General features: G+C 70.1%; 20 protein-coding genes. 13 read left to right on the top strand and 7 right to left on the bottom strand.

The window, feature by feature from the left end; genetic code table 11:
* Positions 1-44 precede the first annotated feature (44 nt).
* The 6 genes from ABEA39_RS16640 (at position 45) to ABEA39_RS16615 (ending at position 8,269) form a co-directional block, all read left to right on the top strand.
* Positions 45-1,385 carry an ABC transporter substrate-binding protein gene (locus ABEA39_RS16640; RefSeq protein WP_345377077.1) on the top strand — a complete coding sequence of 447 codons (1,341 nt, stop codon included), beginning with the start codon at positions 45-47 and terminating at the stop codon, positions 1,383-1,385.
* Positions 1,382-2,338, top strand: a complete 957-nt coding sequence (locus tag ABEA39_RS16635) for a carbohydrate ABC transporter permease (RefSeq protein ID WP_425556988.1) — start codon at positions 1,382-1,384, stop codon at positions 2,336-2,338. Before ABEA39_RS16640 ends, ABEA39_RS16635 begins: the two co-directional genes overlap by 4 nt.
* Positions 2,335-3,285, top strand: a complete 951-nt coding sequence (locus ABEA39_RS16630; protein WP_345377076.1) for a carbohydrate ABC transporter permease — start codon at positions 2,335-2,337, stop codon at positions 3,283-3,285. The genes ABEA39_RS16635 and ABEA39_RS16630 overlap by 4 nt, the downstream gene beginning before the upstream one ends.
* Positions 3,282-6,488: a glycoside hydrolase family 2 TIM barrel-domain containing protein gene (locus ABEA39_RS16625; RefSeq protein ID WP_345377075.1), complete on the top strand. Its 3,207-nt coding sequence runs from the start codon at positions 3,282-3,284 to the stop codon at positions 6,486-6,488. The genes ABEA39_RS16630 and ABEA39_RS16625 overlap by 4 nt, the downstream gene beginning before the upstream one ends.
* Positions 6,489-6,575: 87 nt before the next feature.
* Positions 6,576-7,649, top strand: coding sequence for an alkene reductase (locus tag ABEA39_RS16620; RefSeq protein ID WP_345377074.1), 1,074 nt, complete (start codon positions 6,576-6,578; stop codon positions 7,647-7,649).
* Positions 7,650-7,744: 95 nt separating this feature from the next.
* The gene (locus ABEA39_RS16615) at positions 7,745-8,269 is read left to right on the top strand and encodes a MarR family winged helix-turn-helix transcriptional regulator (RefSeq protein WP_345377073.1); all 525 of its coding nucleotides are present in this window, start codon (positions 7,745-7,747) and stop codon (positions 8,267-8,269) included.
* Between the two features lie 177 nt (positions 8,270-8,446).
* Here the strand turns inward: ABEA39_RS16615 and ABEA39_RS16610 are convergent, their stop codons facing one another.
* Positions 8,447-9,334, bottom strand: a complete 888-nt coding sequence (locus tag ABEA39_RS16610; protein ID WP_345377072.1) for a patatin-like phospholipase family protein — start codon at positions 9,332-9,334, stop codon at positions 8,447-8,449.
* 190 nt (positions 9,335-9,524) lie between these two features.
* On the opposite strand from ABEA39_RS16610, the gene ABEA39_RS16605 reads away from it, so the two are divergent.
* Positions 9,525-10,088, top strand: a complete 564-nt coding sequence (locus tag ABEA39_RS16605; protein ID WP_345377071.1) for a hypothetical protein — start codon at positions 9,525-9,527, stop codon at positions 10,086-10,088.
* 337 nt (positions 10,089-10,425) lie between these two features.
* On the opposite strand, the gene ABEA39_RS16600 is transcribed toward ABEA39_RS16605, so the two are convergent.
* Entirely contained in the window at positions 10,426-12,588 is a 2,163-nt protein-coding gene (locus tag ABEA39_RS16600; protein ID WP_345377070.1) for a S9 family peptidase, read from the bottom strand.
* Positions 12,589-12,738: 150 nt separating this feature from the next.
* Between ABEA39_RS16600 and ABEA39_RS16595 the strand changes: the two genes are divergently transcribed.
* The gene (locus ABEA39_RS16595; protein WP_345377069.1) at positions 12,739-13,686 is read left to right on the top strand and encodes a type IV toxin-antitoxin system AbiEi family antitoxin domain-containing protein; all 948 of its coding nucleotides are present in this window, start codon (positions 12,739-12,741) and stop codon (positions 13,684-13,686) included.
* A gap of 998 nt (positions 13,687-14,684) precedes the next feature.
* Here the strand turns inward: ABEA39_RS16595 and ABEA39_RS16590 are convergent.
* From ABEA39_RS16590 to ABEA39_RS16580, 3 genes are all read right to left on the bottom strand, one after another.
* The gene (locus ABEA39_RS16590) at positions 14,685-16,325 is read right to left on the bottom strand and encodes a long-chain-fatty-acid--CoA ligase (RefSeq protein WP_345377068.1); all 1,641 of its coding nucleotides are present in this window, start codon (positions 16,323-16,325) and stop codon (positions 14,685-14,687) included.
* Positions 16,326-16,387: 62 nt separating this feature from the next.
* Positions 16,388-16,804, bottom strand: coding sequence for an acyl-CoA thioesterase (locus ABEA39_RS16585; RefSeq protein WP_345377067.1), 417 nt, complete (start codon positions 16,802-16,804; stop codon positions 16,388-16,390).
* Positions 16,801-17,442, bottom strand: coding sequence for a QsdR family transcriptional regulator (locus tag ABEA39_RS16580; RefSeq protein ID WP_345377066.1), 642 nt, complete (start codon positions 17,440-17,442; stop codon positions 16,801-16,803). The genes ABEA39_RS16585 and ABEA39_RS16580 overlap by 4 nt, the downstream gene beginning before the upstream one ends.
* 122 nt (positions 17,443-17,564) lie before the next feature.
* On the opposite strand from ABEA39_RS16580, the gene ABEA39_RS16575 reads away from it, so the two are divergent.
* The 5 genes from ABEA39_RS16575 (at position 17,565) to ABEA39_RS16555 (ending at position 22,478) form a co-directional block, all read left to right on the top strand.
* Positions 17,565-18,758: an acyl-CoA dehydrogenase family protein gene (locus tag ABEA39_RS16575; RefSeq protein ID WP_345377065.1), complete on the top strand. Its 1,194-nt coding sequence runs from the start codon at positions 17,565-17,567 to the stop codon at positions 18,756-18,758.
* On the top strand, positions 18,755-19,981 hold the full coding sequence (locus tag ABEA39_RS16570; protein ID WP_345377064.1) for an acetyl-CoA C-acetyltransferase: 1,227 nt from the start codon (positions 18,755-18,757) through the stop codon (positions 19,979-19,981). Before ABEA39_RS16575 ends, ABEA39_RS16570 begins: the two co-directional genes overlap by 4 nt.
* Positions 19,982-19,989: 8 nt before the next feature.
* Positions 19,990-21,138, top strand: coding sequence for a zinc-binding dehydrogenase (locus ABEA39_RS16565; RefSeq protein ID WP_345377063.1), 1,149 nt, complete (start codon positions 19,990-19,992; stop codon positions 21,136-21,138).
* A gap of 69 nt (positions 21,139-21,207) precedes the next feature.
* Complete coding sequence (locus ABEA39_RS16560) at positions 21,208-22,002, top strand: SDR family oxidoreductase (protein WP_345377062.1); 795 nt, start codon at positions 21,208-21,210, stop codon at positions 22,000-22,002.
* A complete protein-coding gene (locus ABEA39_RS16555) occupies positions 21,999-22,478 on the top strand; it encodes a MaoC family dehydratase (RefSeq protein ID WP_345377061.1) in 480 nt (159 codons plus the stop codon). The genes ABEA39_RS16560 and ABEA39_RS16555 overlap by 4 nt, the downstream gene beginning before the upstream one ends.
* Before the next feature lie 300 nt (positions 22,479-22,778).
* Here the strand turns inward: ABEA39_RS16555 and ABEA39_RS16550 are convergent, their stop codons facing one another.
* Positions 22,779-23,258 carry a heme-binding protein gene (locus ABEA39_RS16550; protein ID WP_345377060.1) on the bottom strand — a complete coding sequence of 160 codons (480 nt, stop codon included), beginning with the start codon at positions 23,256-23,258 and terminating at the stop codon, positions 22,779-22,781.
* Between the two features lie 68 nt (positions 23,259-23,326).
* A complete protein-coding gene (locus ABEA39_RS16545; RefSeq protein WP_345377059.1) occupies positions 23,327-24,121 on the bottom strand; it encodes a hypothetical protein in 795 nt (264 codons plus the stop codon).
* Positions 24,122-24,135: the final 14 nt, after the last annotated feature.

Here is a 24,135-nt window from a genome sequence, read left to right as displayed (position 1 = left end):
GTGTTACGTTCGATTCACCGTCCCTCCACGAAGAAGTGAGAAGAATGTCACCGCTGACACGACGTCAACTCCTGGCCACTGGGCTCTCCCTCAGCACCGTCGCCCTCCTGGCCGCCTGCGCCACCCCCGGGACGACCTCGGTCAACTCCCTCGCGAAGGTGGCCGCGGCCGCCCCGGGCGAGAAGGTCCAGCTCACCTACTGGGCCTGGCTCAAGGGGCTCGACAAGGTCTGTGCGATCTGGAACGCCGGCCATCCCGACATCCAGGTCGAAGCGGTCTTCATCCCCGGCGGCAACGCCGGCGGGTACCAGAAGATGTACTCGGCGCTCGCGGCCGGGGCGGGCCCGGACATCGCACAGGTCGAGATGCGCTCCGTGCCGGAGTTCGTGCTGGTCAACGGTCTGGTCGACCTCCGGCGGTACGGCGCCGACTCGTACGAGCACCTGTACGACCCCACCCTCTGGAAGCAGGCCAGCTACACCGGAGGGCTGTACGGAATCCCGCAGGACTCCGGCCCGATGGCCACCTTCTACCGTCCCGACCTGCTTGACGCCGTGGGTGCCGCGCCCCCGAAGACGTGGGACGAGTGGACCCAGGTCGCCACGGAGCTGCAGAAGACGAAGGTCTTCATGGACTCCTTCGCCCTCGCCGACGCCTCCGTCTTCGCTGCGTTCGCCACCCAGGCCGGAGCGCAGTGGCTGACCCCGGAGAAGGACGGCTGGGTCATCGACATGACCGACGACGCGACTCTTCAGGTGGCGCGCTTCTTCGACACCGCGATCGACAAGAACCTCGTCACGACGGCCTACGCCGCCTACTCGCCCGGGTGGTTCGCGGCCGCCGCCGACAACCAGCTGGCGACGATCACGACGGCGAGCTGGGGCGACGCACTGATCGAGGGCGTCGCGAACGCGAGCGGCAAGTGGAAGGTGGCGCCGATGCCGACCTGGGGGTCGACCGGCTACGGATCGAGCTATGTCGGCGGCTCGACGGCCGCGGTCCTCGCGAACAGCAAGCACCCCCGCGAGGCCCTCGAGTTCACGGTCTGGATGACCACGACTAAGGAGGGCATCGACGCCCTCATCAAGTACTGCGGCATCGGCTGGTCGCCGGCGTCGGACTTCATCGGCACCACGCGCGAGCAGCCGAGCACGTTCTTCAGCGGCCAGAACTACAACGAGGAGGTCTTCGTGCCGGCCACGAAGCAGCAGAACGCGGACTGGTCCTGGTGGCCCGTCACGCAGCAGTCGTTCAACATCCTGAGCGACGGCTTCCGCAAGAAGGGCTCCGGCGGCACCCTGGTCGACGCCGTCGTCTCGGCGGAGAAGCAGATCATGACCGTCTTCCAGAACAAGGGTCTCAGCATCCGGAAGGCTTCGAAATGAGCGCCGCCACCGAGACACGTCGCACGGCCGCCCGTGCCGGGCACGGTTCCACGGGCCCGTCTCGCAAGCGCACGGGCTCCATGAAACGGGCCCCGTGGATCCTCCTCGCCCCGTTCCTCGTCATGTTCGTGCTCACCTTCGTGGTGCCGATCCTGATCGCTCTCGGCTCGAGCTTCACCAAGGTGACGCGCTCCGGCCTCTTCGGCGAGAAGGGCGTGACGACGTCGTTCGCGGGCTTCGCCAACTACGCGGAGGCGCTCCAGGACGGCAACTTCATCGCGTCGCTCTGGCGCATGCTGCTCTTCGGCGTGGTGCAGGTGCCGGTCATGCTGATCTTCTGCACCGTCCTCGCCCTGCTGATGGAGTCGGCCTCCGCCAAGTGGCCCGGGTTCTTCCGGGCGGCGTACTTCCTGCCCTACGGGGTGCCGGGCGTCATCGCCACGATCCTCTGGTCGTTCCTCTACGTGCCCGGGCTCAGTCCGCTCTTCGACGTCGCCAAGCTGGTCGGCGTGACCCCGGACTTCCTCGGCCCGAACACGGTGCTGTGGTCGATCGCCAACATCGTCACCTGGAGCTACACCGGCTACAACATGCTGATCATCATCGCCCAGCTGAAGTCGATCCCGGTCGAGGTGTACGAGGCGGCGAAGGTCGACGGGGCCTCGCCGTTCCGCATCGCCACGAGCATCCAGCTGCCCCTGATCCGACCGGCGCTCCTGCTCACCGCCGTCTTCTCGATCATCGGCACCCTGCAGCTGTTCGCCGAGGCGCAGGTGCTGCAGAAGGTCGCCCCGGCGGTGGACAGCGAGTTCACCCCCAACCTCGCGGCCTACACGACCGCGTTCGCCTACAACGACTACAACGTGGCCGCGGCCCAGGCGGTGCTGATCGCGCTCGTCGCGTTCACCCTCAGCATCGTGTTCCTCAAGGTGACGAACAGGAAGGAATCATGACCCGGTCGAGCGTCGCCTTCGAGGGCACGAAACGCGAGCAGAAGGCGGTGGCACGCAAAGTCGCGCGCTCCGTCAAGACGTCGAGCGGCAAGCTGGACCGGTCGGCGGGGAAGCGTCGAACGACGACGATCATCGTGACGGGCATCCTCGTCATCGTCGCCGTGTACTTCCTGGTGCCGGTCTACTGGGTCGTCGTCGCCGCGACCAAGTCGTCGCAAGACCTCTTCGGCACCTTCGGCTTCTGGTTCGCGCCGAAGATCTCGCTGTGGTCGAACCTGCACGACGTGCTCACCTACGACGGCGGCATCTTCGTGCGCTGGCTGCTGAACTCCGTGCTCTACGCCGGGGTGGGCGCGCTGGTCGCCACCTACCTCGCCGCGGCCGGTGGCTATGCACTCGCGAAGTACGAGTTCAAGGGCCGCAACCTCGTGTTCGGCACGATCCTCGGCGGCGTGCTCGTGCCCGGCACCGCGACCGCGCTGCCGCTGTTCCTCCTGTTCAGCCAGCTGCACCTCGCGAACACGTATTGGAGTGTGCTGCTCCCGTCGATCGTCTCGCCGTTCGGCCTGTTCCTCTGCCGGATCTACGCGCAGGCCACGGTCGACACCTCGCTGATGGAGGCGGCGCGCCTGGACGGGGCTTCGGAGCTGCGCATCTTCCACACGCTCGGCCTCCGCATCCTGTCGCCCGCTCTGGTCACGGTGTTCCTATTCCAGCTCGTCGGCATCTGGAACAACTACTTCCTGCCGCTCGTCATGCTGAGCGACCCGAAGAAGTTCCCGGTCACACTCGGGCTCAACAACTGGCTCAGCCAGGTCGACCGCCTGCCGGAGTTCTACCAGCTCACCACCGGCGGCGTGCTGCTGTCGATCATCCCCCTCGGCATCGCCATGGTCGTGCTGCAGCGCTTCTGGCGCGGCGGCCTCACCGAAGGAAGCGTCAAATGACCCTCGTCTCGCCCCGCTCGTCCGCTCCCGCCGAGGACGCTCCCGCCGAGGACGCCTCCGCCACGGCCGACGCGGATCCCACCTCCTCCTACCTCACCGACACCGGCCCGGGCTCGGGCGCCCGGACGGCTGCCCGCTCCTGGCTGCACACCGACGCGCCCACTCTGTCGCTCGACGGGCAGTGGAGGTTCCGGCTGCTGCCCGCGGCGCCCGGCACGCTCGGCGGTCGCGGTGTCCTGCCCGAGGGCGAGACGACCGAGGGTGTTGCCGCCATCGACTACGACGACTCGTCCTGGGGAGAGCTGCCGGTGCCCGCGCACTGGGTGCTGGAAGGCGACGGCGCCTACGGCCGGCCGATCTACACGAACGTCCAGTTCCCGTTCGCGACCGACGCGCCGAACGTTCCCGACGAGAACCCGACGGGCGACTACCGCCGCTCCTTCGAGGTGCCGAGCGACTGGCCCGCCTCTCCTGCGGCCTTCCTCCTCCGCTTCGACGGCGTCGAGTCGCGCTACCGCGTCTGGCTCAACGGCTCGCTCGTCGGGGTCGGGGTCGGCAGCCGTCTCGCGCAGGAGTTCGACGTCACGGCCTTGGTTCGGCCGGGCGCCAACCTCCTCGTCGTCCGGGTGCACCAGTGGTCGGCGTCGAGCTACGTCGAGGATCAGGACCAGTGGTGGCTCCCCGGCATCTTCCGCAGTGTCAGCCTGCAGGCGCGGCCGGTGGGCGGCCTCGAGGACGTCTGGCTCGACGCGTCGTTCGACCCCGAGACGGGCGGGGGATGCGTCACCAGCGAAGTCCGTGCATCCCCCGATTCGTATCCGGTCACCGTGCGCATCGCCGACCTCGGCGTGGAGGTGACCTGGCAGTCGCCGACCGATGTCGCACCGATCGAGGTTCCCGGCGTCGAACCGTGGTCGGCCGAGACGCCCCGGCTGTACGCGGCGACGGTGTCGTCGGCGGAGGGCGCGGAGACCGTCGCGCTGCGCCTCGGCTTCCGTACCGTGCGGATCGTCGGCGACCGGTTCGAGGTCAACGGCCGCCGCGTCGTCTTCCACGGCGTGAACCGGCACGAGACGCATCCCGACCGCGGCCGCGTGTTCGACGAGGCCTGGGCCCGAGACGACCTCGCCCGAATGAAGCGGTTCAACGTCAACGCGATCCGCACCTCGCACTACCCGCCGCACCCGCGCCTGCTCGATCTCGCCGACGAACTCGGCTTCTGGGTCGTGCTCGAGTGCGACCTCGAGACGCACGGCTTCGAGCACCGGCACCAGCGCTCGCCCTGGGAGGGCAACCCGAGCGACGACCCGGCCTGGCGCGACGCCTACGTCGACCGGATCGAGCGGACCGTCGAACGCGACAAGAACCACCCGTCGATCGTGATGTGGTCGCTGGGCAACGAGTCCGGCACCGGTGCCAACCTCGCCGCGATGTCGGCCTGGGTGCATGCGCGCGACCGCTCTCGACCGGTGCACTACGAAGGCGACTACACGGGCGCCTACACCGACGTCTACTCGCGGATGTACTCGTCCGTGCCCGAGACCGAGTCGATCGGGCGGGATCCGGGGCTGGCCACGGGGACGGGCGAACTCCTGCTGGGATGCTCGGCCACCGAGTCGATCCGTCAGCGCTCCAAGCCGTTCCTGCTGTGCGAGTACGTGCACGCCATGGGCAACGGCCCCGGCGCCATCGACCAGTACGAGGACCTCGTCGACCGCTACCCGCGCCTGCACGGCGGCTTCGTCTGGGAGTGGCGCGACCACGGCCTCCGCTCCACGACGGCCGACGGGCGGGACTTCTTCGCCTACGGCGGCGACTTCGACGAGGTGGTGCACGACGGCAACTTCGTGATGGACGGCCTCGTCCTCTCCGACGACACGCCGACGCCCGGCCTGCACGAGTACGCCGCGGTCGTCGCGCCGGTGCGGTTCGGGTTCTCCGGGTCTGTCTCCGGGTCTGGCTCCGGCTCGGCCTCCGTGTCGGTCGACAACCGCCGCCACTCGGCGGACACCTCCGACCTCGCCTTCGAGTGGGACGTCAGCCACGACGGGATCGTGGTCGACTCGGGCCGCCTCGACGTCCCGGTCGTCGCAGCCGGGTCATCTACTCCCGTGCCGCTTCCGTCGACGACGGTCTCGGACTCCGCCGAGACCTGGCTCACCGTCCGCGCGGTCCTGGCCTCTCCGACCGCCTGGGCTCCGGCAGGCCACATCGTCGCCACCGCCCAGCTCGATCGAACGCCGGCGGCGGTGCGCACACGGCTGTCGACCCCGCCCCGTCCGGCCTCGTCCGTCCTCCCGTCGGCGGCGCCAGCGGCTTCCATCGCCCCGGACGGCCTCCTCGAACTCGGCCCGGCCACCTTCCGCGACGGTCGCCTGGTCGCGCTCGCCGGCCGTCCGGTCGACGGCCCCCGCCTCGAGCTCTGGCGGGCCCCGACCGACAACGACGAGGGGGACATGTCGGGCAGCTACGACCTCGGCGACCCCTGGGCGAACCTCGGCCACGGGGTGCTCGCACCGTCGCACGCCGAGCGCTGGCGGACGGCCGGCCTGGATCGACTCGTGGGCCGGGTCACGTCGGTGTCGCAGACGGAACGGGGGATGCGCATCCTCACCCGGTGGTCGGCCGCCGACCTGCGCGAGTCCGTCGACGTCGACGAGCACTGGGAGCTGATCGACGGCGAGCTGTGGCTCCGTGCCGACCTGACTCCGTCGGCGCACTGGGACCTCGTCTGGCCGCGGGTGGGGCTCCGCTTCGACCTGCCGCAGGAGGTGACGGAGGCGTCGTGGTTCGGCACGGGCCCACTGGAGTCCTACCCCGACAGCAGGCGGGCATCCCACGTCGGGCGGTTCTCGTCGGCTGTGGACGACCTCGTGTTCCCGTATGCACGGCCGCAGGAGAGCGGGCATCGCAGTGATCTCCGGTCGCTGACCGTCTCGGTGGGGGACCAGCCCTGGCTGACGATCGATGCGACGCGGGATGCCCGGGGTCGGCTTCCCGGGTTCACCCTCGCCCGCCACACCGCGCAGCAGACGGCTCGGGCGCAGCACCCGCACGAACTGCCGCCGTCGACCGGCGCCTACCTCTACCTCGACGCGGCGCAGAACGGGCTCGGGTCGCGAGCCTGCGGACCGGACGTGTGGCCGGAGTTCCTGCTGCGGCCGGAGGCGCGGTCGATCGTGGTGCGGGTGTCGGGGGCGTAGTCGGGCGGCTGTCGTTCATCGGTTGTCGCCAGTCGACGTGTGGAAAGAATAGTTGCATGTACACGCAAGTGTTGTACAGTGAGACTCATGACTGAACTCTTCTCTCCCTTCTCGCTCGGACGACTCGAGCTTCCCCACCACTTCGTCATGGCGCCCATGACGCGCAATCGGGCGAATCCCGATGGCGTTCCGGGTGAGTTCACGCCCGAGTACTACGCGCAGCGTGCCTCCCTCGGCCTCCTGATCACGGAGGGCACCCAGCCCAACGCCGACGGGCAGGGCTACGTGAACACCCCCGGCATCTACACCGACGAGCACGTCGCCGGGTGGCGCCGGGTCACCGACGCCCTGCACGACGCCGGTGCCGCCACGTACGTGCAGCTCATGCACGCGGGGCGGATCGCGCACGTCGACAACACTCCGCACCACCGGCAGCCGGTGGCGCCCTCGGCCATCGCTTCGGGTACCGACATGTACACGCCCTCGGGCAAGGCGCCGACGTCGACGCCGCGGGCGCTGACCACGGCCGAGGTCGAGCAGACCGTGCAGGACTTCCGGCACGCGGCGGCGTCGGCCATCGCCGCCGGGGCCGACGGCGTCGAGATCCACGGTGCCAACAACTACCTGGTCCAGCAGTTCTTCGCCCCCAACGCCAACGAGCGCACCGATCAGTACGGCGGCTCGATCGAGAACCGCGCTCGCTTCGCCCTCGAGGTGGCCGCCGCCGTCGCGGACGAGATCGGAGCCGACCGCACCGGGTTCCGCATCAGCCCCGGTTCGCAGGGCGGCGGGCTCGACGAGGGGCCGTCGGGGAACGACCTCTACCGCCACCTCGTCGGCTCGCTGAACGACCTGGGGCTCGCGTACCTGCACGTCTTCCACTTCGGCGACGACGAACTGCTCGCCGACCTCCGGTCCCTCTGGAAGCAGCCGCTGCTCGTCCTCCGCGGCGGCCGGCAGCTCGACGAGTACGAGCGCGACCTCGCCTCCGGGCTCGCCGACGGCGTCCCGGTCGGGCACCTCGCCCTCGCGAACCCCGACTTCGTCGAGCGCTACCGCGCCGGTGCCCCGATGAACGACGCCGACGTGGCCACCTTCTTCAACGGCGGGGCGCACGGCTACGTGGACTACCCGACGCTGTCGGCTGCTGCCGGGGCGTGAGCGGGGTGTCGGGGTCAGGTTCGTCTGGGGCCGGGTCGTCGGGGTCGGGTGCGTCGCCTGCCGGGTCGCCGGGGGCTGAGTCGTCGCGGTCGGGCGTGTCGGGGGCTGGGTCGTCGGGGTCGGGTGCGTCGCCTGCCGGGTCGTCGCCTGCCGGTGGTGAGCTCGGCATCGCCGACACCGCACCGGTCAGCTTCGCGATCTTCGACCTGGCGCGCAGTCATCGTGCGGTCGCCGACGGCCTGCTGACTCCGCTCGGAATGCACGCCAGCCAGGAGATCCTCCTGATGCGCCTCTTCGGCACGGAAGGCCTCTCGCAGAAGGACCTGGCCGCCGCCGTCCGATTGGACGCATCGACGGTCGCGCGTTCGGTGCAGCGGCTCGAGACGCTCGGCTACGTGACCCGGGCCCCCTCGCCGGACGACGGTCGCGTGCAGCTCGTAGCGCTGACCGAGGCCGGACGCGGGGTGCACTCGCGGACGCGCGACGCCTGGGCCGCCCTCGAGGAGCGGACGACGCAGAGCCTCTCGGCCGATGAGGCGGCGGCGTTCCGGGCGTTGGCCGCGAAAGTGGTCGCCGGGCTCGGCGCCGGTCTCGGGCCGGGTGGAATTCCGGTGGTCTGAGGGGCGTCCGCGGCCGCGGCGGCCGCCGTTACGGCCGGTCGAGTGGGCGGAAACGGCCGTTCTCTGCGCTCAGGTGGCCGATTGCGCCCACTCGAGACCGCGGCGAAGGTCCGCGCGACAGGAGACCCTTGCGTGCGGCCTCCGCGCGCGGCGCCCGCGAGCGAGCTCGAATGGCCGTCAGCCCCAGAAGGCCCGCACGGCGTCCAGCTCGCCCGCCGCCTGCCGCCGACCGGCCTGCGCGGAGGGCACGCGGCTCGTCGGAGCCAGCGAATTCGTGCCGAAGGCCGCGAGGCTGTCGGCATCGGCCCCGAGCAACAGGACATCGGCGCCGGAGTTGCGGAGCCCCGCGACGGCCGCGTCGAGCTGCGGTCCCATCGGGCTCGCGGGATCCTCCGGTCCGCACGACAGCACCAGGACCTTGTCGAACCCGGCGACCACGTCGGCGTTGGTGGCCGACCGCGCGCCGCCGTCGATGTACGGGACCCCGTCGATCTCGACCGGCGGGAAGACGAGCGGCACCGAGCAACTCGCGGCGACGGCTCGGGAGAGTGCCACTCCCGACGACTTGTCGAGCACGCGGAACTCGCCGGTGGTGGCGTCGACCACGCAGATGCCCAGGGCGCTTGCGGGCCAGCCGAACAGAGCAGGGAACTGCGCCGCCAGAGTCGAGACGAGAACCGACTCCGAGCCTCCGGCCGAGGACTCGACGGCTGCCCGCCCGAGTCGGGCCCGGGCATCCTCCGCGCTCGTGGCCCCTTGGATCGCGGTGACGAGCCGGTCTCGGAAGGTCGCCATGTCGACGGGCGCGACGGTCGGGTCGCCGGACGGCAGGTCGGGCATGTCGGCGGTGGCCTGCATCGAGTAGACGAGTTGGACCTGGCCGAAACGGAGGATGCTCCCCGCCACGGAACCCGCGGAGGTGCCGATCACCAGGTCCGCCTCGCCGAGCGGGACGCCACCGTCGAGCAGTTCGGCGAGCATGCCCAGATGCCAGGCGATCCCGGCGATCCCGCCTCCTCCCAGGACGATGGCGCGACGGGGGGACTCGGGGCTTTCGGGTGTCATGGGCTCGACTGTAGCGAGCCCGGGTTGCGGGATCGTTCAGGTGGCGGGGTGCCGCCGTTCGGGTGCCGCCGTTCGGGTGCCGCGAGTCTTGCGGTGGCCGCCCGCGTGTCGGGTCGTTCAGGCGGAGTGCCAGGAACGCCGCAGCAAAGCGAGAGGGTGCGCCCATCCGCGTCGAGTACGGTCGGGCCCTATGAGCTCCCGCCTGCCTCTCGCCGTGACCGTCGCCTCAGCTGTCGTCGCCGTCGTCTTCGCGCTGACCGGCTGCACCGGAGCAGCGACGACGCCCGCCAGCACGACGCCGGTCATCGTCCCGACTGGCGGCACGTCGACTGGTGGCACGTCGAGCGGCAGCGGCACAGGATCCGGATCCGGTGCGGCCACCGACGGCAGCTCGTCGGGAACCGGCACCACGGCAGGCGGAGCGCAGACCAAGGCAGAGGCCTGCACGATCCTGGCTAACTCGCTGCAGACGGTGAGTTCGGGGCTCCAGACGGCCTACACGACCCTGCAGACGAACCCGACGAAGGCCGTCGCACAATTGGAGGCGGCCGCGACGATGTTCCAGGCGAGCATCTCCACCGTCACCGCACCCGACGCCAAGACTCTGTCCGATAAGGCCAACGCCGACCTCCTGACTCTCGTGACGGAGACCAAGGGCGTGTTGTCGAACCCGCTGGCTGGCACGAGCGCGGCCGAGAAGCAGGCCACTGTGATCGAGGCGGATCTCACCGCCATCGGCACGTACTGCCAATAGTGCCGCTGCGCTGGTTCGGTCGGCGTTGGTCTGCGCGGCTCGGCCCGGCTCGGCTCTGGGCTGGTTTGCCGTCCGCGCCGTCGTAACCGGGTTCTTGGTTCGCCGACTCCAGAAAGTGCGGCTCGCCAGCAAGGTGAGCGGCGTGTTCTGGAGTCCAGGGCCCGCGCGCACCGGCCCGTGTGACTGACTCCAGAAGGTGCGGCTCGCGCGCAAGGTGAGCGGCGTGTTCTGGAGTCCAGCGCCCGCGCGCGCCGGCCGACTGCGCCGCGCGCTCCGTTCCGGTCCGGCCCGGTCCGGCCCGGTCCGGCCCGGTCCGGCCCGGTCCGGCCGCGCAGCCTCACCCGAGCAGTTCCGGCCGCTTCCACTCGGCCCCGTGGACGTGCACGTCGAGGAACGCGAGCACCGTCTCGTACCAGACCACCGCGTGCTGCGGTTTGAGCACCCAGTGGTTCTCGTCGGGGAAGTACAGGAACCGATGCACGGTCGACCCGTCGTCCTCCGCGTGATGCTCGGTCAGCTCCGACCAGAGCCGCAGCCCTTCGCCGATCGGCACCCGGTAGTCGCGGTCGCCGTGGACCACGAGCATCGGCGTCGAGATCTGTTCGACGAATCGGTGCGGCGAGTTCTCGATCATCGCCTCCGGGGTGAAGATGCTCTGCCAGTAGTACGGATTGTCGGTCGTGCCGGCGAACTGATCGAGAGCCCAGAGCGAGGCGTGCGTGACGATGGCGCGGAACCGGTCGGTGTGCCCGGCCACCCAGTTCGCCATGTAGCCCCCGAACGATCCGCCCATCGCCGCAGTCCGCGTCTCGTCGATGTCGTCGCGCGCGTCGACGGCGTCCGTGATCGCCAGTAGGTCGGTGTAGGGCGCGGCGCCCCAGGCGTTCCACCCGCGCGCGATGAAGTCGAGGCCGTAGCCGGTCGACAGCGCCGGGTCGGGCAGCAGCACGGCGTAGCCCTTCGCTGCCATCAGCAGAGCGTTCCAGCGCCAGCTCCAAGCGTTCCAACTCCCGAGCGGACCCCCGTGGATCCAGAGCAGCAACGGGGCGGGATGCTCGGGAGAAGCCCCCTCGGGAAGCACCAGCCAGCCCCGCACCCGTGACCCATCGGCGGTCGTCGTCTCGACTTCGGTCAGGCTGCCCGGCACCTCCGGCAGCGGCGCCGGAGTCGCCAGAGGCAGCACACGCCCCTCCCGGTCGAGGCGCACGGGGTGCGAGGGCGTCGTCCACGAGGATCGCAGCGCCACGAGGTCTCCCGTCCGTTCGTCGATCGCGACGTGCGTGTAGGCGAAGACGTCGTCGGTCAGACGTTCGACTTGGCCGGCGCCGACCTCGGTGTCGGTGAGCGGGATCCGGAAGATCGGCCCACGACCCTCGTGGTCGGCGGTGACGACGAGTGCGTCGTCGCCCAGGTCGAAGACGAGGCTGGTCACCCAGTGGTCCCACTCGGCGGCGAGGCGGACGGGGTCCGTTCCGTCGATGGCGCTGACCCAGAGCTCGGAGTCGCGAGGGGCCTCGGGCGTGCTGCGCGGCGTGCGGAGGTAGGCGAGTCGGGTCCCGTCGCGGCTCACCGTCGGGCTCTCGAAGTCGACGCCCGGCTCCTCGACGAGCAGGGTGCGCTCGCCCGTCGCGACATCGATCGAGAACAGGACCGTGCGCCCGGTGCGCTGCTCGGGCACCTGTGCGGCCACGACGAGAGTGCGCCCGTCGGGGGTGAGAGCCTGGCCCGCCGTATCGGCGAACAGCGGACCGGGATGCGGCGTCAAGTCGCGCGGGCGAGGCAGGTCGGGGGCGTAGAGGGTGGGATGCGCATCCCCCTCTTTCTCGGTCGCCACCGAATCGGCACCAGCGTCGCCGCCTCCGTTGTCGCGGTGCCCGGCTGCCTTCGCCACCGTCTCGGCCAGGGCGCCCTCGCTCAGGTCGAGCGCCAGGAGATGACTCTCGTCGGGCCCCAGATCGTGGTCCCAGAAGCGGACGGGGCTGCGATCGTGGAGGATGGCCCGGACCTTCTTGTCGTCGCGCTTCGCTCGGAGGGCGGCATCGGCTTCGAAGTCGTCGGCCCCGGGCAGCAGGGACGCGGACACGACGACCGTGTCGGAGTCTCGGGCCGTCGCGGCGACACCGGACACCCCGCCCGCCAGCCGTGTGACGGCTCGCGCCTCACCGCCCGCAGCGGGCAGGATCCACAGTTGAGAGGCCTCGCTCGAGTCGCTCGCTGCCGAGTCGGGCCGACCCGAGACGAACAGGACGTCGCCGGAGGCCGTGAACGCGGAACCCGCCTCGCCCTTGGCAGACCTCGTGAGGCGGGTGGGGACGCCCGATCCGTCGGCCGGCACCGACCACAACGACCGCTGGTACGCCGTCGCGTCGGACGAGAGCGTGGCCACGGTCAGGACGGCGCGCTGGCCGTCGGGGGAGAGCGCGAGGCTCTCGACCCGGGGGAGCGCGATGTAATCGTCGAGGCGGTGGAAGGGGGTGGGATTCGAGGTCGATTCCGGCATGACTCCAACCTAGGGCGACCCGGTGACACGCGTCGGAGGTTGTCCACAGGGCCCGCTCACGATCCCTCCACAGGCCCGTGACTCAGGGTGGTTATCCACAGATGTCTCGCCGAGCCGATTGCGGATGCGACGATGCTCGATCGTGGACGAATGCAGACCTCGACACTTCTCTACGCCGCTGACTCGACCCGACTGGGGCTGCGCTCGGACGCGCTCGCGCGGGCCGCGCACCGGGGCGACCTTCATCGCGTGGCTCGCGGCGTCTACCTTGCGGCGGAGGAGTGGGCGGAACTGGATCCGATAGATCGCTATCGAGCCCGCATCGCTGCCGTCTCGACGCCGTTGCGTGAGGGCCTGGTCCTCAGCCATGACTCCGCCGCGGCGCTGTGGGACTTCCCCGTGCTCGACGAATGGCCGCCACAGGTGCACCTTCTGGATCCTGCTCGGAGCACTGGCAAACGATCCCGGCTGGTCGTCCGGCATCCGGCTGCGGCAGCACTCCTCTCTCCGGACGACCTCACGTCGATCGACGGGCTCGTCTGCACATCGGCCCCGCGCACGGCCGTCGACATCGCGCTGTCGCAGGGTTTCGTCGCGGCGACGATGATGTTCGACGATGGTCTGCGACGTGGCCTGTTCACTCTCGACGAGATCGATCGTTTTCTCTCCCGGCGGCCTCGAGCGCGGCGAAGGCGAGACGCGTTCGCGGCCCTCCGAATCGCTTCGGCCTTGAGCGCGACCGCGGGAGAGTCGATCAGCAAGGCCGAGATGCACCTCCTCGGCTTCCCCCGGGCTGTTCTCCAGAAACGCTTCGACCATCGCGATGGAACCTGCTCGTACGCCGACTTCTGGTGGGAGAAATGGGGGCTCGTCGGCGAATTCGACGGGGCCTGGAAGTACCTCGACGCGAGTCGTCGATCGGGGCGCTCCGTCGAACAATGCATGCTCGACGAGAAGGCGCGAGACGAAAGATTGTCAGAGCAGCCCGGCGTGCGACGAGTCGTGCACTGGAACTACGCAACGGCACGCAATCCGTTCGCTCTCGCCGAGCGCCTGCTCGCTGCTGGCCTGCCGCGGCTCGGGCCTGGGGTCCGCTGAGCGGGGTCTGCTGAGCGGGGTTCGCTGACCGGCGGTGCGTTGCTCAGGAGGCGTGCTGACGGGCGGTGCGCTGACCGGGGAGCGTGCTGACCGGCGGTGCGCTGCTCGGTGGTGCGCTGCTCAGGCGGCGTGCTGACCGGCGGTGCGCTGCTCAGGCGGCGTGCTGACCGGCGGTGCGCTGCTCGGGAGGCGTGCTGACCTAGAGGCAGGCTTGCCAAGAGGCAGGCCTACTGGGAGACAGTCTGACAAGCGGCGTGCTGTCCGGTCGACGGGTTGATGGGTAGGCGCGGGGCGGATGCGCGCCCGCTCGGTTCGGGTTGCTCCGATGGTCCGCCATGTCCAGGCGAGCCAGACGTGCGGCCCTGCGCGACGGGGATGGAAAGCCGGCGCTGCGTGCATCCCGGCTCCAGGAGATCCTTTTCGGTCCGTCGAGCGTGTGCCGCGATGCGGAGTGGGGCGCCGCTCTGGGTACCCGGGGGAGTCGATCCGCCGGTTGGGGGTGTGGCTCGGCGGGGCGGGGGTGCGGGTGGGGGCTCGGAACGACCCGCACCCCTGAGCCCGCGAGGGACCCCCGGTCGACGGGGGAGCGGTGTGGGGAGGAGGGTGCGGGTCCGCGGGAGTGGGGTGCAGGGCTGCGGAGCGGGGGTGCGAGTTTCACGGCCACGCGGGACGGAGATCGCCGAGTTCGCAGTGCAACTCTGGCGGGGGAGCAGGAGGCGTGCGCTCCGACGGTGAGGCGTGCAGTTCCGCGGGCATCCGGGTGGGGGGTGCGGCTCCGCGGGGCGAGGGTGCGGGTGGGGGCTCGGAACGACCCGCACCCTTGAGCCCGCGGGGGACCCCCGGTCGACAGGGGTTCCGGGCAGGGAAGAGGGTGCGCCTCCGCGGGGCCGGGGTGCAGGTCCGCGCGAGCAGGGTGCAGTTCGCGCGAGCAGGGTGCAGGTCCGCGCGAGCGGGGTGCAGGTCCGCGCGAGCAGGGTGCGAACAAGCGGCCGCAGCACCTACGCCGAGGCACCCTCCGCCGCGAACTGCCCCACGAGCTCGCGCTTCAGCACCTTGCCGCTCGCACCGATCGGCAGCGCCTCCATCACGTGCACGACGCGCGGGTACTTGTAGGCCGCGAGGTGGTCCTTCACGAACGCGACGATCTCGTCGCAGTCGACCCGTGCGCCCGGGCGGGCGACGACGGCCGCGTGCACTTCCTGTCCGTGGACGTCGTCCGGCACCCCGAAGACGGCGACGTTCGACACGGAGGGGTGCCGCATGATGACGTCCTCGACCTCGGACGGGTACACGTTGTAGCCGTTCCGGACGATCATGTCCTTCTTGCGGTCGACGACCGTGACGATGCCCTCGGCGTCCTTGGTCCCCAAGTCGCCGGTGTGGAACCAGCCGTCGATCATGGCGGCCTCCGTCGCCTCCGGCTTGCCGAGGTAGCCCTTCATGAGGTTGTGGCCGCGGATGACGATCTCGCCGAGCTCGCCGGCGGGGAGGAACTCCACGTGGTCGGCGTCCGATTCCGAGTCGTCGCCCGCCCCCTCCGAAGCGGCGAACGCCCGCGCGATCTCGACGTCGACGCCCCAGATCGCCTTGCCGATCGTGCCGGGCCGCGGGTCCGCGAGGTCGTTGACCGTCGCGACGGGGCTGGTCTCGGTGAGGCCGTAGCCCTCCTGGACCGGGGCCCCGAACGCCTTCTCGAATCGCTCCAGTACTGCGACGGGCAGCGCCGACCCGCCCGAGACGGCGTAACGCAGCGGCGGCAGCGCCCCGGTGACCCCGCGCGTGGAGACCGCTCCGAGCAGTCCGATGTACATCGTCGGCACGGCCGTGAAGATCGTCGTCTTCGTCGCGACCATGAGATCGAGCGCGGCGGCCGGGTCGAACTTCGGCAGCAGCACGATGGAGGCGCCCCGGCGGAACACCGTGTTCATCACCGAGGTCTGCCCGAAGGCGTGGAAGAACGGCAGGCCCCCGAAGACGACGTCGTCGACGTTCATGTCGGTGCAGTCGAGGAGCTCGGCACTGACCTGCTCCACCATCGCGAGGTGGGAGCCGACGGCGCCCTTGGGATGGCCGGTCGTGCCCGAGGTGTAGAGGATCGTGGCCGCGGCGAGCGGGTTCACCGACTCGTACCGGTCGATCGGCGCGGCGGAAGCGGCTTCCACTTCGAGTCGGGCGACAGAGGCGGCGGCCGGGTGATCCCCGGGCAGCAGCACCGAGACGACGGGCACTCCGGCGCGGGTGGCAGCCGGCACGGCTTCGCCGAGCTGAGGGGCCGCGACGATGGCGAGGACGGCGCCCGAGTCGCGAAGCACGTATTCGATCTCCTCCGACTTGAACAGCAGGTGGATCGGCACGACGATCGCTCCGAGGGAGAGCACTGCGTAGTAGGCGCGGCAGAAGTCCGGAACGTTCGGGATGATCAGGGCGACGCGGTCGCCCGGGCCCACACCTCGGTCGCGGAGGGCCCCGGCGTAGGCGCGGGTCTGGTCCCACAGCTCGCCATAGGTGGTCGTCGTCCCGGCGAAGTGCAGCGCCGGCCGGTCGTGGTGGCGGCGCGCGCTCTCGCTGAGGATCGCCGCGATCGACATCGTGCCGAGGCCGGGCCCGGTGAGGAGCTCTTCGGTGGTGGTGAACGTCATTGTTCGTTCCTTTCATCAACGCTGACGACGGGGGTGGAGCAGATACAGAAAACGGGGTGGGATCAGGGTGCGGGCACCGCGAACGTGGCGGCCAACGAGTCTCGGATCGACGCTGGCACGGGAACCGGCCGCCGAGTCTGGCGGTCGACGTAGACGCTGACGAACTCACCGTCGACGAGCAGTTCCCGATTCGATTCACGAAGGATCCGAGGAGTCCAGACGACGCTCGAGTTCCCGATCTTCGCCACCTGGAGCTCGACGACGATCCGCTCGGGGAACGACGCCGACGCGCGGAACTGGCACGACGACGACACGCACAGCGCCAGCGGGTCGCCGGCCATCAGGTCGAACCCGGCCTCTTCGACCAGCCAGGTGTTGATCGTGGTGTCCATCGCCTGGTTGTACACGGCGTTGTTGAGGTGGCCGTAGACGTCGTTGTCGTTCCAGCGCGAGGCGAAGGTGTACTCGTAGCCGCTCATGACTCCCTCAGGACGTATTCGAAGGCGGCCCGGGCGCGCTCCGCGCTGGGCTTCTCACCCGTGATCAGATCGGCGTAGGTGAACGACTCGGAGATGCGCACGAGGAGGTAGGCGAGGTCGTGCGTGGAAAGCGAGTAGTGCATCCTGCCCGCCCCGGTCTCGGCTTCGAGCATGGCTTCGACGACGGCCAGGTAGCGCTGCTGCACCTGGCTCTCCTTGGTCGTGAGCACCCGCAGCGCCCGGGCCGGCTCGTGGCTCAGGAAGCCCTGGAAGTACGGGGCGGTGATCAGCGACTCGACGAAATCGCCGAGGATCGACGTGAGCCGGGCGGAGCCGGTGGCCGGGGATGCGCGTTCCAGCCGCACCAGCGTCGGCTCGGCCAGCGACCACAGCACTTCGCTCAAGAGCGCGTCGCGGTTGCCGAGCCACCGGAAGAGGGAGGTGCGATCGACGCCGAGGCTGGCGGCCAACACGTTCATGTCGACCCGTTCGCCGGCCAGGAAGGTGCGGCGGGCGAGGACGAACGCCCGGACGGTGTCGGTGTGCGAGCCCGCTTCGAGCCTCGCGGCCAACTCGGACGGCACCCGGGTCGTGGCAACGCTCGCCCACGCGGTGGGGGCGGCGGTCTGCATCGACATGCCAGCACTCTAAGCGCTGGCGACTCACCTGTGCAACATTCTCGAATTTGATGCAGGAGAGCGGAAACGGATGCACAATGGCTTCATCGGTTGTCATCCGTCAAGCAATGGAGCTGAATTCAATGACCGTCACCACCGCCACGTCGTATCTCTCGAGTGACTTCTACTACGCGCAAGACGCGTTGACCCCCCGAGAGAACGAGAACATCCACGAGCTGCGCTCCTACCTCGAAGCCGAGGTCGCGCCGATCGCCGACGACTACTGGGAGCGTGCCGAGTTCCCGATGCACGTGATCAAGCCTCTCGCCGAGCTCGGTGCCTACGGCCCGCTCTGGGAGGAGTCGCGGCTCTTCGAGAACAGCGCGAAATACCGCGGCTGGGCAGCCCTCGAGTCCGGTCGCGTCGACGCCTCGGTGTCGACGTTCATCGGCGTCACCTCCGGCCTCGCCATGGGCTCCATCGGCGTTGGCGGCAGCCCCGCCCAGCGTGCCGAGTGGCTCCCGAAGATGGCCACGGGTGAGACGATCGGCGCCTTCGGCCTGACCGAACCGCTCTCGGGATCCGACTCGGCCGGCGGTCTCCGCACGACCGCCACGCGCAACGGCGACTCCTGGACCCTCAATGGCCAGAAGCGCTGGATCGGCAACGCGACCTTCGCCGACGTCATCGTCATCTGGGCCCGCGACACGGCCGACGGCCAGGTCAAGGGCTTCCTCGTCACGAGCGACACCCCCGGCTTCGTCGCCACCAGGATCGAGCGCAAGCAGTCGCTTCGCATGGTGCAGAACGCCGACATCACCCTCACCGACGTCGTGGTCCCCGAAGAGCGTCGCCTGCAGCAGGTCAACTCGTTCAAAGACACGGCGAAGGTGCTGCTCCTGACCCGTGCCGACGTCGCCTGGCAGGCCATCGGCAACGCGATCGGCGCGTACGAGTCCGCCGTCGCCTACGTGAAGGAGCGCGAGCAGTTCGGCAAGTCGCTGTCGTCGTTCCAGCTCGTTCAAGACCTCCTGGCGAAATCGCTCGCCAACATCTCGTCGTCGATCGCTCTCTGCATGCAGACCTCCGACCTCCTCGACCAGGGGCGTCAGACCGACGCCCACGCGTCCATGGCCAAGTCGTTCGCCACCAGCCGCATGCGCGAGACCGTCGCCTGGTGCCGTGAGGTGATGGGCGGCAACGGCATCGTGCTCGACTACGGGGTCGCCCGCCGCTTCGCCGATGCCGAGGCCATCTACTCGTTCGAAGGCACTCGCGAGATGAACTCCCTCATCGTCGGCCGTGCCATCACCGGGAAGAGCGCGTTCGTCTCATGACCGAAGCAGTCATCGTGGCGACCTCGCGGTCGCCGATCGGTCGCGCCTTCAAGGGGTCGCTCGTCGACTTCCGGCCCGACGACCTGGCCACCCTCATCGTGCGCGACGTCCTCGACAAGGTGCCGTCCTTGGATCCTCGTGACATCTCCGACTTGATGATGGGGTGCGGGATGCCCGGCGGCGAGCAGGGCATGAACATCGCCCGGATCGTCGCCGTCCAGCTCGGCTACGACTTCTTGCCGGGCACCACCGTCAACCGGTACTGCTCGTCGAGCCTCCAGACCACGCGCATGGCGTTCCACGCGATCAAGGCCGGGGAGGGCGACGTGTTCCTGTCGGCCGGCGTCGAGTCGGTCTCGCACTCGGCCCGCGGATCGTCCGACTACATCCCCGGCGAGTCGCTGGAGAACCCGCGGTTCGCCGACGCCATGGCGCGCACGGCCTCCCGTAAGGCGGGCGGCCAGGGCGTCTGGCACGACCCCCGCGAAGACGACGAGTTGCCCGACCCGTACATCGCCATGGGCGAGACGGCCGAGAACGTCGCCGGCCTGATGAAGATCAGCCGCGAGGAGCAGGACGAGTTCGCGGCGCTCAGCCAGAACCGGGCCGAGCAGGCGATCGCCGACGGCTTCTGGGCGCGCGAGATCACGCCGGTCACGCGCCCCGACGGAAGGGTCGTCTCCCTCGACGACGGCCCTCGTGCCGGCACCACGGTCGAGACCCTTTCCGGACTCAAGCCGGTGTTCCGCCCCGACGGCACCGTCACGGCCGGAAACGCCTGCCCGCTCAACGACGGCGCGGCAGCGGTCGTCATCATGAGCGACACCAAGGCCCGCGAGCTCGGCCTGACCCCGCTCGCCCGCATCGTGTCCACCGGCGTCACCGGCCTGAGCCCCGAGATCATGGGCCTCGGTCCCGTCGAGGCCTCGCGCCAGGCACTGAAGCGGGCGGGCCTCACCATCGACGACATCGACCTGGTCGAGATCAACGAGGCGTTCGCGGCTCAGGTGATCCCGTCGGCCCGCGAGCTCGGAGTCGACTACGACACGCTCAACGTCCACGGCGGTGCCATCGCGGTCGGCCACCCCTTCGGCATGACGGGCGCCCGCATCACGGGCACGCTCCTCAACGGCCTGAAGACGCGGGATGCACGGTTCGGCCTCGAGACGATGTGCGTCGGCGGCGGACAGGGCATGGCCATGATCGTCGAGCGACTGTCGTAGGGGGGCGCATGCAGATCGAAGGAGCCGTCCTCGAACGGACCGACGCCGAGCGCCCGTTCACGGCGTCGCGGCCGCTGACCCTCTCCACGATCGAGCTCGACCCGCCCGGGCCCGGCGAGGTGCTGGTGCGGATCGAAGCGGCAGGAGTGTGCCACAGCGACCTCTCGGTGGTGGACGGCAACCGCATCCGCCCGGTTCCGATGCTTCTCGGCCACGAGGCCGCCGGCATCGTCGAGGAGCTGGGCGCCGGGGCCGACGCTGCGGGGGCCGACGGATCATCGGGGCTCGCCGTGGGCGACCGGGTCGTCATGACGTTCCTCCCGCGCTGCGGCAGGTGCCCGGAGTGCCTCACCGACGGGCGGCTGCCCTGCCGCGTCGGGAGCGCCGCCAACAACGACGGCACCCTCGTCGGCGGCGGAGACCGGCTGCACCGAGCTTCGTCGGGCTCGGTCGCGTCGGAGGTCGTCAAGCACCACCTCGGCGTCTCCGCCTTCGCCACGCACGCCGTGGTCTCCACGACCTCCGTCGTGCGAGTCGACGCCGACGTGCCGCCCGAAGTCGCGGCACTGCTGGGGTGCGCCGTCCTGACCGGCGGTGGGGCCGTGCTCAACGCGGGCCGACCGCGCGACGGGGAGGACGTCCTCGTCGTCGGGCTCGGCGGCGTCGGCATGGCCGCCGTGCTGGTCGCGGTCGCCACCGGCCACCGGGTCATCGGCGTCGACGCGATCCCCGAGAAGCTCGAGCAGGCACTGGCCCTCGATGCGAGTGAGGTGCACAGTCCGGACGAGGCGAAGGAGCGGGGCACGAAGGCCCCCGTCGTGATCGAGGCGGCCGGGCATCCCGCGGCCTTCGAGACGGCCTTCGCTCTGACGGCACCCGGCGGCACCACGGTGACCGTCGGTCTCCCCCGGCCGGACGCCCGCTCGTCGATCGCGCCGCTCACCCTGACCTCGGAGGCGCGCACCGTGGTCGGCAGCTACCTCGGCTCGTCGGTGCCGTCGCGCGACATCCCGATCTACGTCGACCTGTGGCGGCGCGGGCTGCTGCCCGTGGAGAAGCTCGTCTCCGCGCACGTCGGCCTCGGAGACCTCAACGAGGCGATGGACGCCCTCGCTTCGGGGCGAGCGCTCCGGCAGCTCATCGTCTTCCCGCACTGACTTCTCGCCTTTTTTCATCCTTTTTTCGTCACCCGTACCGCTTCGGAACCACTGCAAGGAGAACCACCCATGACCGACTCACCCATCGAGGACCGCACCGTTCCGGCCCCGTCCGACCAGCGCGTCGCCATCGTCACCGGCGGAGGCCGCGGCATCGGCGCCGCGGTCGGCAAGCGCCTGGCCGAGGACGGCTTCGCGGTCGCGCTGCTCGACTTGAACGAGCACGACGTCGCCGAGACCGCCCAAGACATCGTCGAGCTCGGCCACCGTGCGATCGGTCTCACCGCCGATGTGGCCGACGAGGCGAGTGTCACCGCCGCCGTCGACGCCGTCGTCGCGCAGCTCGGCGAGCCGACCGTGCTGATCAACAACGCCGGTGTGCTCCGCGACAACCTGCTCTTCAAGATGAGCGTCTCCGACTGGGACACCGTGCTCGGCGTCCACCTGCGCGGCGCGTTCCTGATGAGCCGCGAGGTGCAGAAGTACCAGACCAAGGCCGGCTGGGGGCGCATCGTCAACCTGTCGTCGTCGTCGGCCCTCGGCAACCGCGGCCAGGCCAACTACTCGGCGGCGAAGGCGGGCATGCAGGGGTTCACGAAGACGCTCGCGATCGAGCTCGGCCCGTTCGGCGTGACCGTCAACGCGATCGCACCGGGGTTCATCCAGACCGCGATGATCGAGGAGACCGCCCGTCGCATGAAGGTGCCGCTGGACCAGTTCCTCGAGGGGGCCGCCAAGGAGATCGCCGTCCGTCGCATCGGCCAGCCCGAGGACATCGCGGCCGTGGCCTCGTTCTTCTGCTCCGAGGGGGCCGGCTACGTCTCGGGCCAGGTGCTCTACGCGGCGGGCGGGCCTCTCTCGTGAGCGGGGAGTCGGGCGGCGCCACGGTCTTCGCCACGCCTCAGGACCTGATCGGCTCGGAAGGGACCACGCTCGGGCCGTCCGAGTGGGTGACGATCGACCAGGAGCGCATCCAGGCCTTCGCCGACGCGACCGGCGACCAGCAGTGGATCCACACCGACCCCGCCCGAGCGGCCACCGGCCCGTTCGGTGCGACGATCGCGCACGGCTACCTCACCCTGTCGCTCACCGCAGCATTCGTGTTCGAGCTGCTGCAGGTCGAGGGCACGCAGAACGTCATCAACTACGGGGCGGACAAGCTGCGGTTCTTGCAGCCCGTCATCGTCGGCAGCCGCGTGCGGGCGGTCGGCGAGATCACCTCGGCCGTAGCGGGAGCGGGCGGCGTGCGGCTCGGCTACCGACTGACCGTCGAGATCGAGGGGTCGGAGCGGCCGGCGCTGGTCGTCGACACGATCACGCTGTTCGTGCCTGCGGCGTAGCGCTGCTGAGGGTGGGATGCCCGGCCCCCCGCCGTCTGGAGGGGGCGCACCCCGTTCCCGCGCGGCCGTGGCACCCCCCCCGTTGTGCGCAGGGGCACCCCGTTCCCGCGGAGCGGTGGCACCCGCACCCTCGTCTCACGGAGGGGCACCCCGTTCCCGCGGAACGGCACCCCGCTCGCTGCACCGCACCCTCGTCGACCGGGGGTCCCTCGCGGAATGAGGGGTGCGCGTCGCGGCGAGCCCCCAGCCGCCCCCTGCCCCGAGCCCCCGAACCGGGGCGCGGGGCGGGGCGCGGCGACCTCAGTTGAACAGGTAGCTCCGCACCGCCGCCACGACGACCTCGTGGTCGACGACGTCCGCCGCCCCCGACGTCGTGATCGTGCCGACCAGCTCGCCGCCGACGAGGATCGGGAACGACCCGCCGTAGGCAGCGAAGTCGCGATCGTTCCAGCCGAGCTGCTCCGCGGTCCGGCCCGATTCCTCGAGGCGCAGCCGCACGAGCAGCGACGGCAGCCGGTCGCGCTTCGTCACGTTGGCCTTGCGGCGGAGCCAGTCGGTGGTTCCCTGGGGCACCCCGCCGAGCGCCGCCTTGTAGACGATGTGGTCGCCTAGCACGACCTGCACTGCCAGGGCGACCTCGCGCTCGCGGATGATCTCGGCGGCGAGGGTCCCCAGCGCGTAGGCGGCCGACTGGTCCACGACTCCGATGTCGTCGAAGCGCAGGTCGGCGAGTTCCTGCTCGAGCTGCGCGATGGAGTAGGTGGGCAGGTCGTCGGTCATGCGCCCATTCTGCCGTGACGACCTGCCCCCTCGGTTACTTCGCGGCAGCGACCACCGCGCTGCAGCGGCTACTTCGCGGCAGCGACCACTGCGTTGACGGCGTCCTCGATGGACGGCGACGGGGCGGTCGTGTCGGTGGCCGTGCCGGTCAGCCCCGCAGGAGTGGACGTGGCCGTGATCAGCAGGTTGCCCTGGACCGCGGTGATCGTCGTGATCGTGGCCGTGGTGCCGCCGGCGGCAGCGGGCAGCGTGAGGGTCTCGTCGATCGAGTACGTCTTCTCGGCGTTCGTCGTCGCGGTGCCCTTGGCGAGCTTCAGGGCGATGGCGACCGGCGTGGTCGTCCCGGCGGGCTGGACCGAGATCGACATCGTCGAGCACTTGGCGAGCGCGTCGTTCTGCTGCGCCTCGGTGCTGCTGTTGAAGGTGGCGCCCAGCGGCTTCTTGTCGTTGGCGAGCACACCCACCACGGTCGAGCCGTAGGTCAGGTCGCTGCCGATGTAGTTCGTGGACGGCGTGACGCTGAGCTTCTTGAACTCGTCGGCGCAGGCGGCCGGCTGGATGGTCACACCCGACTGGCTGAGGAGGCTCGAGAGGCCGCCGGCCCCGCCCGCCTTCTTGATGGTGGCCTGCACGGTGGCGTTGTCGAGGATCTTGCCGTCGGTCACGCCGAGCGTCTTCTCCGCTTTAGTGAGCACGGTGGTCAGGTCGTCGGCCGAGTAGGTCTTCGCGGCGGCGGCAGCGGTCTTCGTCGTGGCGGAGGTCGACGACGACCCCGACGTGGACGAGCTGGTCGAGCAGCCGGTGACGGCGGCGAGAAGGGCAGCGGCCGAGACGGCGACGACTGCAGTGGTGCGGAGCTTCATCGATACAACTTTCC

Origin of the sequence: Frondihabitans cladoniiphilus (assembly GCF_039544345.1) — a bacterium.
GTDB classification, from domain to species: domain Bacteria; phylum Actinomycetota; class Actinomycetes; order Actinomycetales; family Microbacteriaceae; genus Frondihabitans; species Frondihabitans cladoniiphilus.
The sequence above is the reverse complement of the archived record's forward strand: the minus strand, read 5'-3'. Positions and strand labels throughout refer to the sequence as shown.

Coding starts and splice junctions, on each gene's coding strand:
- ABEA39_RS16640 (WP_345377077.1), top strand. CDS start 45: ATGTCACCGCTGACACGACGTCAACTCCTGGCCACTGGGCTCTCCCTC.
- ABEA39_RS16635 (WP_425556988.1), top strand. CDS start 1,382: ATGAGCGCCGCCACCGAGACACGTCGCACGGCCGCCCGTGCCGGGCAC.
- ABEA39_RS16630 (WP_345377076.1), top strand. CDS start 2,335: ATGACCCGGTCGAGCGTCGCCTTCGAGGGCACGAAACGCGAGCAGAAG.
- ABEA39_RS16625 (WP_345377075.1), top strand. CDS start 3,282: ATGACCCTCGTCTCGCCCCGCTCGTCCGCTCCCGCCGAGGACGCTCCC.
- ABEA39_RS16620 (WP_345377074.1), top strand. CDS start 6,576: ATGACTGAACTCTTCTCTCCCTTCTCGCTCGGACGACTCGAGCTTCCC.
- ABEA39_RS16610 (WP_345377072.1), bottom strand. CDS start 9,334: ATGACACCCGAAAGCCCCGAGTCCCCCCGTCGCGCCATCGTCCTGGGA.
- ABEA39_RS16605 (WP_345377071.1), top strand. CDS start 9,525: ATGAGCTCCCGCCTGCCTCTCGCCGTGACCGTCGCCTCAGCTGTCGTC.
- ABEA39_RS16600 (WP_345377070.1), bottom strand. CDS start 12,588: ATGCCGGAATCGACCTCGAATCCCACCCCCTTCCACCGCCTCGACGAT.
- ABEA39_RS16595 (WP_345377069.1), top strand. CDS start 12,739: ATGCAGACCTCGACACTTCTCTACGCCGCTGACTCGACCCGACTGGGG.
- ABEA39_RS16590 (WP_345377068.1), bottom strand. CDS start 16,325: ATGACGTTCACCACCACCGAAGAGCTCCTCACCGGGCCCGGCCTCGGC.
- ABEA39_RS16585 (WP_345377067.1), bottom strand. CDS start 16,804: ATGAGCGGCTACGAGTACACCTTCGCCTCGCGCTGGAACGACAACGAC.
- ABEA39_RS16580 (WP_345377066.1), bottom strand. CDS start 17,442: ATGTCGATGCAGACCGCCGCCCCCACCGCGTGGGCGAGCGTTGCCACG.
- ABEA39_RS16575 (WP_345377065.1), top strand. CDS start 17,565: ATGACCGTCACCACCGCCACGTCGTATCTCTCGAGTGACTTCTACTAC.
- ABEA39_RS16570 (WP_345377064.1), top strand. CDS start 18,755: ATGACCGAAGCAGTCATCGTGGCGACCTCGCGGTCGCCGATCGGTCGC.
- ABEA39_RS16565 (WP_345377063.1), top strand. CDS start 19,990: ATGCAGATCGAAGGAGCCGTCCTCGAACGGACCGACGCCGAGCGCCCG.
- ABEA39_RS16560 (WP_345377062.1), top strand. CDS start 21,208: ATGACCGACTCACCCATCGAGGACCGCACCGTTCCGGCCCCGTCCGAC.
- ABEA39_RS16550 (WP_345377060.1), bottom strand. CDS start 23,258: ATGACCGACGACCTGCCCACCTACTCCATCGCGCAGCTCGAGCAGGAA.
- ABEA39_RS16545 (WP_345377059.1), bottom strand. CDS start 24,121: ATGAAGCTCCGCACCACTGCAGTCGTCGCCGTCTCGGCCGCTGCCCTT.